General features: G+C 58.5%; 15 protein-coding genes. 6 read left to right on the top strand and 9 right to left on the bottom strand.

All coding sequences use genetic code 11. The features are described 5' to 3' along the window. Nucleotides 1-16: 16 nt before the first annotated feature. Genes sirB1 through hemA form a run of 5 tightly spaced genes read right to left on the bottom strand, consistent with a single transcriptional unit; the run spans nucleotide 17 to nucleotide 4454 of the window. A complete protein-coding gene (gene sirB1 / locus RRF55_RS09435; protein WP_002910395.1) occupies nucleotides 17-829 on the bottom strand; it encodes an invasion regulator SirB1 in 813 nt (270 codons plus the stop codon). Between the two features lie 3 nt (nucleotides 830-832). Beyond that, a complete protein-coding gene (gene sirB2 / locus RRF55_RS09430; protein ID WP_004145428.1) occupies nucleotides 833-1225 on the bottom strand; it encodes an invasion regulator SirB2 in 393 nt (130 codons plus the stop codon). Continuing rightward, nucleotides 1225-2073: a peptide chain release factor N(5)-glutamine methyltransferase gene (prmC, locus tag RRF55_RS09425; protein WP_004215201.1), complete on the bottom strand. Its 849-nt coding sequence runs from the start codon at nucleotides 2071-2073 to the stop codon at nucleotides 1225-1227. The genes sirB2 and prmC overlap by 1 nt, the downstream gene beginning before the upstream one ends. After that, entirely contained in the window at nucleotides 2073-3155 is a 1083-nt protein-coding gene (gene prfA, locus RRF55_RS09420; protein WP_002910403.1) for a peptide chain release factor 1, read from the bottom strand. Before prfA ends, prmC begins: the two co-directional genes overlap by 1 nt. Nucleotides 3156-3197: 42 nt before the next feature. Next, nucleotides 3198-4454 carry a glutamyl-tRNA reductase gene (gene hemA / locus RRF55_RS09415; protein WP_002910404.1) on the bottom strand — a complete coding sequence of 419 codons (1257 nt, stop codon included), beginning with the start codon at nucleotides 4452-4454 and terminating at the stop codon, nucleotides 3198-3200. Between the two features lie 270 nt (nucleotides 4455-4724). Between hemA and lolB the strand changes: the two genes are divergently transcribed. From lolB to dauA, 4 genes are all read left to right on the top strand, one after another. After that, on the top strand, nucleotides 4725-5336 hold the full coding sequence (lolB, locus tag RRF55_RS09410; protein WP_002910405.1) for a lipoprotein insertase outer membrane protein LolB: 612 nt from the start codon (nucleotides 4725-4727) through the stop codon (nucleotides 5334-5336). After that, nucleotides 5336-6184, top strand: coding sequence for a 4-(cytidine 5'-diphospho)-2-C-methyl-D-erythritol kinase (gene ispE, locus RRF55_RS09405; RefSeq protein ID WP_004898981.1), 849 nt, complete (start codon nucleotides 5336-5338; stop codon nucleotides 6182-6184). The genes lolB and ispE overlap by 1 nt, the downstream gene beginning before the upstream one ends. 183 nt (nucleotides 6185-6367) lie before the next feature. Next, nucleotides 6368-7315, top strand: a complete 948-nt coding sequence (prs, locus tag RRF55_RS09400; protein ID WP_002910407.1) for a ribose-phosphate diphosphokinase — start codon at nucleotides 6368-6370, stop codon at nucleotides 7313-7315. Between the two features lie 124 nt (nucleotides 7316-7439). Then, nucleotides 7440-9119 (top strand): C4-dicarboxylic acid transporter DauA, encoded by a 1680-nt coding sequence (dauA, locus tag RRF55_RS09395; RefSeq protein ID WP_064152596.1) that lies wholly within the window; start codon nucleotides 7440-7442, stop codon nucleotides 9117-9119. On the opposite strand, the gene RRF55_RS09390 is transcribed toward dauA, so the two are convergent. Together RRF55_RS09390 and ychH are read right to left on the bottom strand one after the other, a co-directional pair. Then, on the bottom strand, nucleotides 9120-10166 hold the full coding sequence (locus RRF55_RS09390; protein ID WP_004175547.1) for a MerR family transcriptional regulator: 1047 nt from the start codon (nucleotides 10164-10166) through the stop codon (nucleotides 9120-9122). A gap of 222 nt (nucleotides 10167-10388) precedes the next feature. Then, complete coding sequence (ychH, locus tag RRF55_RS09385) at nucleotides 10389-10664, bottom strand: stress-induced protein YchH (RefSeq protein ID WP_002910437.1); 276 nt, start codon at nucleotides 10662-10664, stop codon at nucleotides 10389-10391. A gap of 272 nt (nucleotides 10665-10936) precedes the next feature. Here ychH and pth point away from each other — a divergent pair, with 272 nt between their 5' ends. Both pth and ychF read left to right on the top strand, forming a co-directional pair. Further along, the gene (gene pth / locus RRF55_RS09380) at nucleotides 10937-11521 is read left to right on the top strand and encodes an aminoacyl-tRNA hydrolase (RefSeq protein ID WP_040225724.1); all 585 of its coding nucleotides are present in this window, start codon (nucleotides 10937-10939) and stop codon (nucleotides 11519-11521) included. 117 nt (nucleotides 11522-11638) lie between these two features. After that, the gene (gene ychF / locus RRF55_RS09375; protein ID WP_002910443.1) at nucleotides 11639-12730 is read left to right on the top strand and encodes a redox-regulated ATPase YchF; all 1092 of its coding nucleotides are present in this window, start codon (nucleotides 11639-11641) and stop codon (nucleotides 12728-12730) included. Nucleotides 12731-12812: 82 nt separating this feature from the next. Here the strand turns inward: ychF and RRF55_RS09370 are convergent, their stop codons facing one another. Further along, nucleotides 12813-13142, bottom strand: coding sequence for a DUF1869 domain-containing protein (locus RRF55_RS09370; protein ID WP_016530916.1), 330 nt, complete (start codon nucleotides 13140-13142; stop codon nucleotides 12813-12815). A gap of 84 nt (nucleotides 13143-13226) precedes the next feature. Continuing rightward, nucleotides 13227-14141, bottom strand: a complete 915-nt coding sequence (locus RRF55_RS09365; protein WP_032415129.1) for a sugar ABC transporter substrate-binding protein — start codon at nucleotides 14139-14141, stop codon at nucleotides 13227-13229. Nucleotides 14142-14151: the final 10 nt, after the last annotated feature.

The following is a 14151-nucleotide window of genomic DNA, read 5'->3' as shown; positions in this document are numbered from 1 at the left end:
CCGGAATGGTTCCAGACTAATGCAATGTAATTTGTTTATGCGAAATCGTGTTGATCTGCGCGCGGATCATCTCGCTGATCGGATCCTCCGGGCACTGCTCAACGAAATAGCTCAGATCCAACAGCGCCACGTGATCGCAGTCCAGCTGGGCGTATATCAGCCCGCGGTCGCGGATCTCATACGGATCTTCCGGATTAAACTGCAGCAGCGCTTCGCTGGCGCGCAGGGCCAGCTCCATCTGCCGCTCTTCCATCAGCGCCGACTTCAGGGTGTCCAGCAGCTTGCGGATCACCTCGGCGTTATCCGCTTCGTCGAGATCTTCATTAAACAGTTCCGCCACCGGCCCGATGTTGCCCTTCAGCCATACCTCCAGGGTATGCTCGTCGAGGGTCTCGCCGTTAAACGGATTAATCAGCCACATCTCTTCGCTGGTTTCCGGGTCCGCACGCAGCAGCATCTGGGTCGGGAAGATCACCGGCACCACCGGCAGCGCCAGGCGCTGGGCGATCCACAGCAGGATCGCGCCTAACGACACCGCGCTCCCCTGGCGGTTAACCAGCACTTTATCCAGCCATAGCGCGTCGGAAAGACGATACACGCCCTGCGAGGCGCCAAAGCCCCACTCGTCATAAAACAGCTCCAGCAATCGTTCTATCTGGCGCTCCTGGTCCCACGACGGCGCAATCTCCTCCTGCGCGAGGCGCAGCAATCGCTGCAGCTCTTCCTCGACAAAACGCGACGGAAAATCGTCGCGGACCTGTTCAGAAATGAGGACCATGCCATCACACAATGGCGCTTTGTTAAATTCGAAATCCGCTAATGACCCCATGACCTACCCCAGTATCGGTATTCTTGTGATGGCGAGTTGAATGATGATAAACAACACCACCAGCGCCAGCAGGAACGCGATAAAACGGCTCTGCTGGCTGCGCGGACGACGACGGCCCAACGCGATAAAACCTAATGCGATGTAAATGATAACGCCAAACAGCTTTTCAGTCAGCCATGCGCCGTCTTCTGTGAACGGCAGGTAGTGCGTTATCGCCATTAACCCTGCGCCGCTGAGAAATAGCAGCGTATCGCTGCAGTGCGGCGCAATTCGCACCCACCGCTGGTTCAGCAGCGGGCTCTGGTGATACATCCACCAGTAACGTAAAACGAACAATCCTACCGACACCGCCACTGTGGCAATGTGCAGGTAGAGGACAGCCGTGAATAAGTTCATCAGCCAACATTCTCCATGTCGGGTAAACGTCCGAGGGTCAGACGCTCATTGTCGCCATAGTCGCGACAGGTCGCGACGTCCAGATAGCCCGCTTCGCGGAACAGCGCGCGAACCGCCTCGCCCTGAGTCCAGCCATGCTCCAGCAGCATCCAACCGCCGGGCTGCAGATACTGCCGTCCCTCGCGGATGATATGCGCCAGATCGGCCAGCCCCTGGTCGCCTGCGACCAGCGCCGTCAACGGCTCAAAGCGCACATCGCCTTCGGCGAGATGCGGGTCGGCGGCGTCGATATAGGGGGGATTGCTGACGATCGTGGCGAAGCGCTGCCCGTCCAGCGCGCTAAACCAGTCGCTTTGACTTATCGTCACGTTAGCGATGCCCAGATGTTCGGCATTGCGCAACGCCAGCGCCACGGCGTCCGGCATCACGTCCACCGCGGTGACCTCACAGTCCGGACGTTCGCTGGCCAGCGCCAGGGCAATGGCGCCGGTCCCGGTGCCGAGGTCGAGAATACGGCACGGCGCGGTTGGCAGACGCGCCAGCGCCTGCTCTACCAGACATTCGGTATCCGGGCGGGGGATCAGCGTCGCCGGGGAGACGAACAGCGGCAGCGACCAAAACTCGCGCTGCCCGACCAGATGAGCAATAGGTTCCCCGCGCTGGCGTCGCACCAGGAGCGCCTCCAGCCTCGCCGCCTCGTCAGCAGAAAGCGTCGTTTCACCGAAGGCCAAAATCCAGGTTCGCGCCCGGCCGGTAACGTGTCCCAGCAAGATCTCGGCGTCGCGTCGCGGGCTGTCGCTCTCCGCCAGGCGGGCGATCGCCTGCTGCAGCCAGGCCTGAAAGGTCATCATTCCTGCTCGGACAGCGCCGCCAGCTGATCGGCCTGATGTTCCTGGACAATCGGCTCAATCAGCATGTCGAGTTTGCCCTCCATCGCCTCATCCAGACGGTAGAGCGTCAGGTTGATGCGGTGGTCGGTCACGCGGCCCTGCGGGAAGTTATAGGTGCGATTGCGGTCGCTGCGGTCGCCGCTGCCCAGCAGGTTGCGGCGCGTGGAGGCTTCCGCCTGCTGACGTTTGGCCACTTCGGCGGCGCGGATGCGCGCGCCCAGCACCGACAGCGCCTTGGCTTTGTTTTTATGCTGAGAACGCTCGTCCTGGCACTCCACCACGATGCCGGTGGGCAGGTGGGTAATGCGGATAGCCGAGTCGGTGGTGTTAACGTGCTGACCGCCTGCCCCGGAGGAACGGAAGGTATCGATGCGCAGATCCGCCGGGTTAATGTCCGGCATTTCGGCTTCCGGCAGCTCCGGCATCACCGCCACCGTACAGGCGGAGGTGTGGATCCGCCCCTGCGATTCGGTGGCCGGCACACGCTGCACGCGATGGCCGCCGGATTCAAATTTCAGCCGACCGTAAACGCCGTCGCCGCTGATCTTGGCGATCACCTCTTTAAAGCCGCCGTGCTCACCTTCGTTGGCGCTGAGGATCTCTACCTGCCAGCGGCGCGATTCTGCGTAACGGGTGTACATGCGGAATAGATCGCCGGCAAACAGCGCTGCTTCGTCGCCGCCGGTCCCGGCGCGCACTTCCACGAAGGCGTTACGCTCGTCATCAGGATCTTTCGGCAGGAGGAGAACCTGCAGCTGTTGCTCCAGCTGGTCGCCTTTTTCTTTGGCGTCACGCAGCTCTTCCTGCGCCATTTCGCGCATTTCCGGATCGTCGAGCATCATCTGCGCGGTTTCAATATCCTCCTGCACCTGACGCCAGTCGGTATAGCAGCGCGCCACATCGCTCAGTTGAGCATACTCCCGCGACAGCGCGCGGAATTTATCCTGATCGGCAATCGTCGCGGCATCGCCGAGCAGCGCCTGCACTTCTTCATGGCGCTCGTACAACGCTTCCAGTTTGGCAACAATAGAAGACTTCATAGGCGTGAATTCACCCTGTCCTGAAAATAAGAGAAAGGTGCGCTATTCCAGCCCGAGGCTGTTGCGCAGAATATGCAGACGTTCGTCGTCCCCGTCACGGGCGGCCTGCTGAAGAGATTTGGTTGGCGCGTGGATCAGGCGGTTAGTGAGCTTGCGCGCCAGATCCTGCATAATTTCCTGGGCATCACCGCCCTGCTCCAGCGCGGCCAGCGCTTTCGCCGTCAGCTCCTCACGGACCTGCTCAGACTGAGAACGGTATTCGCGAATGGTCTCGCTGGCGCTCTGCGCGCGCAGCCAGGCCATAAATTCGCTGGTTTCCTGCTCGACGATCGATTCCGCCTGCACCGCGGCAGCCTTACGCTGCGCCAAGTTATGCTGAATAATGTTTTGCAAATCGTCGACGCTGTAGAGGTAGGCGTTAGCCAGTTTGCCGACCTCTGGTTCAACGTCGCGCGGGACGGCGATATCCACCAGCAGCATCGGCTGGTTACGCCGCGCCTTAAGCGCACGCTCCACCATGCCTTTGCCGATGATCGGCAGCGGGCTGGCGGTGGAGCTGATAATGATGTCGGCCTCTTTCAGCCGTTCGTCGATATCGCTGAGGGCTATCACCTCGGCGCCCACTTCCTCCGCCAGCGCCTGGGCGCGTTCACGGGTGCGGTTGGCGATCACCATTTTGCGCACGTGATGTTCGCGAAGATGGCGCGCTACCAGCTCAATGGTTTCCCCGGCGCCGACCAGTAACACGGTGACGCTGGAGAGCGATTCAAAGATTTGCCGCGCCAGGGTACAGGCGGCGAAAGCCACAGAGACCGCGCTGGCGCCGATATCGGTTTCGGTACGCACGCGCTTAGCCACTGAAAAGGATTTCTGGAACATCCGCTCCAGCTCGCTGACGTTAAGATGGCCGCGGCTGGAGTCGGCGAAGGCTTTTTTCACCTGGCCGAGGATCTGCGGCTCGCCCAGCACCAGCGAATCGAGGCCGCTGGCGACGCGCATCAGATGGCTGACGGCGTCATTATCCTGATGCCAGTAAAGGCTTTTTCGCAGGTCTTCTTCGTTGAGGCCGTGGTAGTTGCACAGCCAGCGGATCAGCGCTTCCTGCAGGTTATCCTGCTCTTCGACGCTGAGATAGAGTTCCGTGCGGTTGCAGGTCGACAGCACCACCCCACCCTGCACCATCGGCTGAGCCAGCAAGCTCTCCAGCGCCTTATCGAGCGTTTCCGGCGAAAACGTGACGCGTTCTCGCAGGGCGACCGGAGCTGTTTTGTGATTGATGCCAAGAGCTAAAAGGGTCATTGTGAGGGAGTAGTACCAGCGTTGCTAAGGTTAGTCTGAGTGCATCATACAGGATGCGCGTAATCAATAAAAGAGAGGCTCCCCTTTTGGAGTAATAGTTAAAGCAAGACCGCCATTAAGGTTAATTTTTTGATTTCAGACAACTTGAACGTAGACGCTATCGCCCGGCGACGCTAGCATTAAGGGTTATAAATGTAACCTGCTACACAAATCGGCCCGCTGTTCCCTGTCGCCGTTTTTCCCTGTAGACATCAAGGATTTGTCATCATTATGAATCGACTGTTCCGCCTGCTGCCGCTGGCCAGCCTCGTCCTCACCGCCTGTTCTCTTCATACGCCGCAAGGGCCTGGCAAAAGCCCGGATTCGCCGCAGTGGCGTCAGCACCAGCAGGCTGTCCGCAGCCTCAATCAGTTCCAGACCCGCGGGGCGTTTGCCTATCTTTCCGATGAGCAAAAAGTCTATGCCCGCTTCTTCTGGCAGCAAACCGGCCAGGACCGCTATCGCCTGCTGCTGACCAACCCGCTGGGCAGCACCGAGCTGTCGCTGACCGCGCAGCCGGGCAGCGTGCAGCTGATCGATAACAAAGGCCAGACCTATACCGCCACTGATGCCGAAGAGATGATTGGCCGTCTGACCGGGATGCCGATCCCGTTGAACAGCCTGCGCCAGTGGATCATCGGCCTACCGGGCGACGCCACCGACTATTCGCTGGACGATCGGTACCGTCTGCGTGAACTGAACTATACGCAAAACGGCAAAACCTGGCACGTGACCTACGGCGGCTACACCAGCGATACCCAGCCAGCCCTACCGTCCAATGTCGAGCTGAACAATGGCGCTCAGCGCATCAAGCTGAAGATGGATAACTGGATCGTGAAATGATGACCCGCTGGCCCTCTCCTGCAAAACTGAATCTGTTTTTATATATCACCGGCCAGCGGGCCGATGGTTACCATACCCTGCAAACGCTGTTTCAGTTTCTCGATTACGGCGATACGTTGACCATCGAACCGCGTACTGACGGCCAACTGCGCCTGCTGACGCCGGTGGCCGGCGTGCCGGACGAGGAGAATCTGATCGTTCGCGCCGCGCGTCTGCTGATGCATGCCGCCAGCGAAAGCGATCGCCTGCCGGCGGGCAGCGGCGCCGATATCAGTATCGATAAGCGCCTGCCGATGGGCGGCGGCCTGGGCGGTGGCTCCTCCAATGCTGCCACCGTGCTGGTGGCGCTCAACCATCTGTGGGGCTGCGGTCTCTCGGAAGATGAGCTGGCGACTCTTGGCCTTCAGCTGGGGGCCGATGTGCCGGTTTTCGTGCGCGGCCATGCCGCCTTCGCCGAGGGGGTGGGTGAAATACTGACGCCGGTAGAACCCGAGGAAAAATGGTACCTGGTGGCCCACCCGGGGGTCAGTATTCCGACGCCGATCATTTTTCGCGATCCTGAGCTACCACGAAATACCCCGCGCCGGTCAATTAATACGTTATTAAATTGTGAATTCAGCAACGATTGCGAGCTTATCGCAAGAAAACGTTTTCGCGAGGTTGATGCCGCGCTTTCCTGGCTGTTAGAATATGCGCCGTCACGCCTGACCGGCACAGGAGCCTGTGTGTTTGCTGAATTTAACACCGAATCCGCTGCCCGTCAGGTGCTGGACACTGCCCCGGCATGGCTAAATGGCTTTGTGGCGCGCGGAGTTAACCTTTCGCCGCTCAAGCAGGCCCTGCTCTGAATCCTGCGCCGTGATGGCACATTGATAATGAGTCAGCCGGGGAAATTGAGTTACGGTGACAACGTCACCCTGTTCCAGACGTTGCATCGTGCTCTTTAAATACACCGACTGGATCGAATGGCGCCATCCCGCACATTATTGGCCCATTCATCCACCACTGGACGCATGCCTGAGGTTCTTCTCGTGCCTGATATGAAGCTTTTTGCTGGTAACGCCACCCCGGAACTAGCACAACGTATTGCCAACCGCCTGTACACTTCTCTTGGCGACGCCGCTGTAGGTCGTTTTAGCGACGGCGAAGTCAGCGTACAAATCAATGAAAACGTACGCGGTGGTGATATTTTCATCATCCAGTCCACTTGTGCTCCCACCAATGACAACCTGATGGAACTGGTTGTTATGGTTGATGCTCTGCGTCGTGCTTCGGCAGGTCGTATCACCGCCGTTATCCCTTACTTCGGTTATGCTCGTCAGGACCGTCGTGTTCGTTCTGCTCGTGTGCCAATCACCGCGAAAGTGGTGGCGGATTTTCTGTCCAGCGTCGGCGTTGACCGCGTGCTGACCGTTGACCTGCACGCAGAACAGATCCAGGGCTTCTTCGATGTGCCAGTCGATAACGTGTTCGGCAGCCCAATCCTGCTGGAAGATATGCTGCAGCTGAACCTGGACAACCCGATTGTGGTTTCTCCGGACATCGGCGGCGTCGTGCGTGCCCGCGCTATCGCTAAACTGCTGAATGATACCGATATGGCTATCATCGACAAGCGCCGTCCGCGCGCCAACGTCTCCCAGGTGATGCACATCATCGGCGACGTTGCCGGTCGTGACTGCGTGATGGTCGACGATATGATCGACACCGGCGGCACCCTGTGTAAAGCGGCAGAAGCGCTGAAAGAGCGTGGCGCGAAACGCGTATTCGCTTACGCAACGCACCCAATCTTCTCCGGCAACGCTATCCAGAACATCAAAAACTCTGTCATTGATGAATTTGTCGTCTGCGATACCATTCCGCTGGCACCAGAAATTAAAGCGCTGGATAAAGTGCGTACTCTGACGCTCTCCGGTATGCTGGCTGAAGCTATTCGCCGTATCAGCAATGAAGAATCTATCTCTGCTATGTTCGAACATTAATCGAGCCCAGCACAAAAACCCGCTGCGGCGGGTTTTTTTGTCTCCGCACCTTATTTGTATGATCAATGCCTCCTTCACCTGCCATTTAGTTGACAGATGATGCGCTCATGGATGAAACATTATTGTGAACAGATTATTTTCCTCACATGTGATGCCTTTCCGCGCCCTCATCGACGCTTGTTGGAAAGAAAAGTACACCTCCGCCCGCTTCACGCGTGACCTGATCGCCGGGATCACCGTCGGGATCATTGCGATTCCGCTGGCGATGGCGCTGGCGATTGGCAGCGGTGTGCCGCCGCAGTACGGCCTCTATACCTCAGCGGTGGCAGGGATTGTGATCGCCTTGACCGGCGGGTCACGCTTTAGCGTTTCCGGTCCGACCGCCGCCTTTGTGGTGATCCTCTATCCGGTTTCCCAGCAGTTTGGTCTGGCGGGACTGCTGGTGGCGACGCTGATGTCGGGGATCTTTTTAATCCTCTTTGGCCTGGCGCGCTTTGGCCGCCTGATCGAATATATCCCGCTGTCAGTCACCCTCGGCTTCACCTCGGGGATCGGTATCACCATCGGCACCATGCAGATTAAAGATTTCCTCGGCCTGCAGATGCCCCATGTGCCAGAGCATTATCTGCAGAAAGTGGCGGCGCTGGCGATGGCCCTACCGACCATTAACGTTGGCAATGCCGCCATCGGCGTCGTTACTCTTGGCATTCTGATCCTCTGGCCGCGGCTGGGTATCCGCCTGCCGGGCCACCTCCCGGCGCTGCTAGGCGGCTGCGCGGTCATGCTGGTGGTCAACTTGCTCGGCGGCGATGTCGCGACGATCGGCTCACAGTTCCATTATCAGCTGGCGGACGGCACTCAGGGCAATGGCATTCCGCAGCTGCTGCCGCAGCTGGTATTGCCCTGGGATATGCCGGGCTCAAACTTTACCCTGAGCTGGGCCTCGCTGCAGGCTTTGCTGCCTGCCGCCTTCTCAATGGCGATGCTCGGCGCCATTGAATCTCTGCTGTGCGCGGTGGTGCTTGATGGCATGACCGGCACCAAGCACAAAGCCAATAGCGAGCTGATTGGCCAGGGGCTGGGCAACATTGTCGCGCCGTTCTTCGGCGGGATCACTGCCACCGCGGCGATTGCCCGCTCGGCGGCGAACGTCCGCGCCGGCGCCACATCGCCGGTTGCCGCCGTGATCCACGCCCTGCTGGTGATCCTGGCGCTGCTGATCCTCGCCCCACTGCTCTCCTGGCTGCCGCTGTCGGCGATGGCCGCCCTGCTGCTGATGGTGGCATGGAATATGAGCGAGGCGCATAAAGTCATCAATCTGCTGCGCCACGCGCCGAAGGACGACATCGTGGTGATGCTGATGTGCATGTCGCTAACGGTGCTGTTTGACATGGTGATCGCTATCAGCGTCGGGATCGTGCTGGCTTCGCTGTTGTTTATGCGCCGTATCGCACGCATGACTCATCTGGCGCCGGTCAACGTCGAGGTGCCAGACGATGTGCTGGTGCTGCGGGTAATTGGGCCGCTGTTCTTTGCCGCCGCCGAAGGCTTGTTCAACGATCTGGAGACCCGGATCGCCGGCAAGCGCATCGTGGTGCTGAAATGGGACGCGGTGCCGGTTCTCGACGCCGGTGGTCTGGATGCCTTCCAGCGCTTTGTGAACAAGCTGCCGGAAGGCTGTGAATTGCGCGTATCTAACCTCGAGTTTCAGCCGCTACGCACGCTAGCGCGCGCCGGCGTCAAGCCGCTGCCCGGACGCCTGAGCTTCTACCCCGATCGTCAGGCCGCGCTGGCTGACCTGTGATCACCCGGCGGCAGGTCCCTGCGCCTGCCGCATCAAGGATCCGGTCGCCTGCTGCAGCCAGCTCAGCACTGCCGGCGTCATCCAGGTGCCCTTCATCAAATGCGGCTCCTGCTCCATTGCCCGACGAAACTTCTGCAACGTCTGCGGCCGGGTACCGGCGTAGGACTGAAACAGTTCAAGCCACGCACGGGCCAGCGCCTGACCCGACGCCGAGTCCGGCGCTACGCCCTCCCGGCACGCCTGATGCAGCTTAGCCACCAGCGCAGGCCACTCCTGTAGCCGGTCAAAATAGTGCTGGCGGGTGAACGCCATCTCTTCTTCGTCAAGGTACCGCGCCCAGATGGCCAGTTTGCTTTCGGCAAAGGCCTCGGTGATATAAGCGATGATTGCCGGCGTGACGCCGGTCTGTTCAACCATCTGCGGCTCGGCGGCATGCATCTCGTTCAGGCGGGTCAGAAACTCCGGACGCCCGGCCGTATCCTGCTCCAGGCGCTCCATCCAGCGCGTCGCCAGACGCATCGCCTGCGGACTGTCCGTCGGGCAGCCGCTCGCCATCAGCGTCTGCACCTCCTCCGTTAGCTCGCGCCACGCCTGCGCCCGCTGTTCATCCTGTGCCGCAAACGGCAGCGCGGCTAACTCCTGTTGACTAAACCAACGATCGTACATTTTCATTAACTCCAGCGTCTGTAGCCAGGACTCCAGATCGGGTTCATTGCCGCTCGCCAGCGCCTCGCGCAGCACCAATAGTCGGTCGCGCAGCCTGCCAACATCGCGTAGCTGGGCGTTGAGCATATCTATCTGCTGCGTCAGCAGCTCGGGCAGCGACAGCGTTTGCCGATCGAGATAGTCCTTGATTGTGGCGAGCGTTAGCCCGGCCTGCGCCAGCGCCTTTATCATATGCAGGCGCTGAACCGCGGACAGGTTATAGAGCCGATAGCCCGCCTCGCTTCTGGCCGAAGGCGTTAACAGCCCCGTCTGTTCATAATGATGCAGCGTACGTACCGTCAGTCCGGCACGCTTCGCCAGCTCTCCCACCTGAATTAACATGACTGCTCCTCTCTGTGGCCAGGTCCGCTACTCTGCAGCCTGACGTAACGTCAGGGTCAAGCAAAAACCGCGCTTGCTATTCATTTTATGCTGGCAACCATAGCAGCACGAAGGCCAGGACGGAATGGGGGCGTAATATGGCGGGAAAAAGAGGAAGAGATAAAGTGAGACACAGAAAAGCGCATCGGCCTTCAGCGGCCGATGCGGGAAATCATGCTACGGTTAGCTGTGACGATGCTGGTTACGACGGCAGCGTTTATCGTAGTGGCGCACCCACCAGTAGCGGTCGCTGACCTGCTCGTGGCCGCCAATACGGGCACCGGCCAGCCAGAGCACTGCGCCAACGAAGATGCTTAGGATTGCGCCATGCGCAAAGAACTGTGGCAGGTTAAGCTGCGGAAGCTGGTTCAGAATGGAGTAACCTACCCCCACAACCATCACCACCAACCCTAACCCCATGAGTACGTTACCGAGTAACGAAGCGTTTTTGCGTTTCATGTGTCACCTCCGGACTTTGGGTTGCCAGGGAATGTCCCCAAATCTTATAGGTGTAGTATAGACAAGGTCTCTTCTGCGGAGTGCGTCCACGATCACATTAGTGAACAGCGAATAGACAAAAATTTACAAATAAGTCTATGAACCATATCAAATTCTAATGATTTAGTGAGTAAATCATCAATGCGGGTATTGTCTAATAGCCAGAATTTTGTCAAGCGCGCCCGCAGACAGTACACTACGCGGCAGAGAATGCCCCATGCAGGATAGAAAACGTGACCATTAAACTAATTGTCGGCCTGGCCAACCCCGGTGCGGAATATTCCGCCACCCGGCACAACGCTGGCGCCTGGTATGTGGATTTACTGGCGGATCGCCATCGTGCGCCGCTGCGCGAAGAGAGCAAATTCTTCGGCTACACCTCGCGCATCAACCTGGCGGGCGAGGACGTCCGCCTGCTGGTCCCCACTACCTTTATGAACCTCAGCGGTAAAGCCGTGGCCGCGATGGCGACCTTTTATCGCATCAACCCGGATGAAATTCTGGTCGCCCATGACGAGCTGGATTTACCGCCGGGCGTGGCGAAATTTAAGCTTGGCGGTGGCCATGGCGGCCACAATGGCCTGAAGGATATCATCAGTAAGCTCGGCAATAACCCGAACTTTCACCGTTTACGCGTCGGAATCGGCCATCCGGGTGACAAAAACAAGGTTGTCGGCTTTGTGCTTGGCAAACCACCGGCCAGCGAGCAGAAACTGATCGATGACGCTGTCGACGAAGCGGCGCGCTGTACCGAAATCTGGTTAAAGGACGGGCTGACCAAAGCGACCAACCGTTTGCACGCCTTTAAGGCGCAATAAGCCGTTGTCGTGCGGCATTTTTGCCGCGCACCGTGTATAATAGGCAAAGCTATTCAATTTTCTGCAATCTGTTCCTTGTAACAGATTGATTATCCAAAGATTAAGGTGATTTAAATCATGGGATTCAAATGCGGTATCGTCGGTTTGCCCAACGTCGGCAAATCCACCCTGTTCAATGCGCTCACCAAAGCGGGTATTGAAGCGGCCAACTTCCCCTTCTGTACCATTGAGCCGAACACCGGTGTCGTACCGATGCCCGATCCGCGTCTGGACAAGCTGGCTGAAATCGTCAAACCGCAGCGCATCCTGCCGACCACCATGGAGTTCGTGGATATCGCGGGGCTGGTGAAAGGCGCGTCCAAAGGTGAAGGTCTTGGCAACCAGTTTCTGACCAACATCCGTGAAACCGAAGCCATCGGCCATGTGGTTCGCTGCTTTGAAAACGATAATATTATTCACGTCGCGGGGAAAGTGAACCCGGCGGAAGATATCGACGTTATCAATACCGAACTGGCGCTGTCTGACCTTGATACCTGCGAACGCGCGATTCACCGCGTCTCCAAAAAAGCCAAAGGCGGCGATAAAGACGCGAAGGTTGAGCTGGCCGCGCTGGAAAAATGCCTGCCGCAGCTGGAAAACGCCGGTATGCTGCGTGCGCTGGATCTGACCAAAGAAGAGAAAGAGGCCATCCGCTATCTGAGCTTCCTGACCCTGAAGCCGACCATGTACATCGCGAACGTCAATGAAGACGGTTTCGAGAACAACCCGTACCTCGATCAGGTTCGCGCCATCGCCGAGCAGGAAGGGTCTGTGGTGGTGCCGGTGTGCGCCGCCGTTGAAGCGGACATCGCCGAGCTGGACGATGAAGAGCGTGACGAGTTCATGGCTGAGCTGGGCCTCGAAGAGCCGGGCCTGAACCGCGTGATCCGCGCCGGTTACGCTCTGCTGAACCTGCAGACCTACTTCACCGCGGGCGTGAAAGAAGTTCGCGCATGGACCATCCCGGTGGGAGCGACCGCGCCGCAGGCAGCCGGTAAGATCCACACCGACTTCGAAAAAGGCTTTATCCGCGCGCAGACCATCGCTTATGAAGACTTCATTGCCTACAAAGGCGAACAGGGCGCGAAAGAAGCCGGTAAAATGCGTGCTGAAGGTAAAGACTACATCGTGAAAGATGGCGATGTGATGAACTTCCTGTTCAACGTCTAATCCCGCTGGCTGGCGTTTTCGCCGCCACCGCGCAAAAAAAATCCACGCAGCGGCGTGGATTTTTTTTTCCCCAGGCGACACGCTACTCCACAATATGGGTATCTTCTGCCGCCTCGTAGCCATCAACGATCTGCACAATTTTCTTTAACTCAGCCTCAATAAAAGCCGGGGTGGCGCTTTCCCCAGAGGCCGGGTGATGAAGCTCCACCGAGATGCCGCTGGCGGCATTGGTCAGCGACAGGCTGATCTCCAGCTGGCCCCGCGAGGACGAAGAACGCCCGATATGCTGCATGATAGCCGTCGCCGCCGCGCGCGTATCAACGTCTGCGAGATGCCCCCATCTCATTTCAACATGCCCCTGCTGTCCTGCCTTTATCACCTGCAGCGTATAGCCGCTTCTTGCCGTTGCCATGCCTTTTTCCTCCGATTTAGTTGCCCGGGCGTCGCATTATCAGCCCGGTTTTATCAGCCAGGTTCGCGCACCTGTGCCTTGCCGTTAATGACTCTTTTCCACATAGGTCTGCATGTTTTCTTTGGTCACTAACTCAAACGGGATCCAGACATGAGACTCGACCTTTTCTCCTTTAATCAGCTTCAGCGCTACCGCTAAGGCCGTTTTGCCCTGACCGACGGCGTCCTGGAAAACCGTCACCTGAATCTTATCGCTGGCCAGGGCTTTCAGCCCGTCCGGGGTGGCGTCGATCCCGCCGATCAGCAGCTTCTTCTGGCTTTTCTCCAGCGCCATCGCCGCGCCAATCGCCATCTCATCGTTGTTCGCCGCCACAATATCAATCGCTTCTCCGTTGCCCGTCCAGTTCTGCATCAGATCCATTCCCTCGCTGCGGGAATAGTTGGCCGGCTGTTTCTGCACCACTTTCATTGCCGGATACTTGGCCACCACCTGCTCCACATCTTTGGTGCGCTGCAGCGCGCCGGCGTCGGTGAGATTGCCGATCATGATGGCGACGTTGCCTTTGTAGTTCGCCAGCTTCGCCAGCGCCTCCATCTGCAATGTGCCAGACTCCCGCTCGTCCGAACCGACAAACACCACGCCGGGCGGTAACGTTTTATCCCCCGGCGTCCGGTTCACATACACCAGCGGCATTTTGGCCTGCTGCGCCATCTTCGTCAGCTGCGGGGTGCTGGCGGAGTCCACCGGGTCGACGATGATCGCGTCCACGCCGGAGGCGATGAAGCTCTGCACCTGATCGGCCTGGCGTCCGGTGTCGCCGCGGGCGTCTTCAAACTGTACGTCGACGTGGCGGGCTTGAGCTTCTTTCTCAATGGACTGGCGGATAATAGTGAGAAAGTTTTGATCGAAGTAGGCCATTGCGACGCCGATCTTCTCCGCTAATGCCGAAGCGGAACTGGCCAGAAGGCCTACTAACAGGATGATTTTACAGTGCTTCATAGTATGCCCT

The organism is Klebsiella sp. K47, from assembly GCF_051858335.1.
Taxonomy (GTDB): Bacteria; Pseudomonadota; Gammaproteobacteria; order Enterobacterales; family Enterobacteriaceae; genus Klebsiella; species Klebsiella pneumoniae.
The sequence above is the reverse complement of the archived record's forward strand: the minus strand, read 5'-3'. Positions and strand labels throughout refer to the sequence as shown.

What these genes read in the sequence shown, in the direction of transcription:
- ispE (WP_004898981.1), top strand. Translation starts at nt 5,336, where the DNA reads ATGACCCGCTGGCCCTCTCCTGCAAAACTGAATCTGTTTTTATATATC.
- RRF55_RS09370 (WP_016530916.1), bottom strand. Translation starts at nt 13,142, where the DNA reads ATGGCAACGGCAAGAAGCGGCTATACGCTGCAGGTGATAAAGGCAGGA.
- sirB2 (WP_004145428.1), bottom strand. Translation starts at nt 1,225, where the DNA reads ATGAACTTATTCACGGCTGTCCTCTACCTGCACATTGCCACAGTGGCG.
- lolB (WP_002910405.1), top strand. Translation starts at nt 4,725, where the DNA reads ATGAATCGACTGTTCCGCCTGCTGCCGCTGGCCAGCCTCGTCCTCACC.
- ychH (WP_002910437.1), bottom strand. Translation starts at nt 10,664, where the DNA reads ATGAAACGCAAAAACGCTTCGTTACTCGGTAACGTACTCATGGGGTTA.
- ychF (WP_002910443.1), top strand. Translation starts at nt 11,639, where the DNA reads ATGGGATTCAAATGCGGTATCGTCGGTTTGCCCAACGTCGGCAAATCC.
- RRF55_RS09390 (WP_004175547.1), bottom strand. Translation starts at nt 10,166, where the DNA reads ATGTTAATTCAGGTGGGAGAGCTGGCGAAGCGTGCCGGACTGACGGTA.
- sirB1 (WP_002910395.1), bottom strand. Translation starts at nt 829, where the DNA reads ATGGGGTCATTAGCGGATTTCGAATTTAACAAAGCGCCATTGTGTGAT.
- prmC (WP_004215201.1), bottom strand. Translation starts at nt 2,073, where the DNA reads ATGACCTTTCAGGCCTGGCTGCAGCAGGCGATCGCCCGCCTGGCGGAG.
- hemA (WP_002910404.1), bottom strand. Translation starts at nt 4,454, where the DNA reads ATGACCCTTTTAGCTCTTGGCATCAATCACAAAACAGCTCCGGTCGCC.
- prfA (WP_002910403.1), bottom strand. Translation starts at nt 3,155, where the DNA reads ATGAAGTCTTCTATTGTTGCCAAACTGGAAGCGTTGTACGAGCGCCAT.
- RRF55_RS09365 (WP_032415129.1), bottom strand. Translation starts at nt 14,141, where the DNA reads ATGAAGCACTGTAAAATCATCCTGTTAGTAGGCCTTCTGGCCAGTTCC.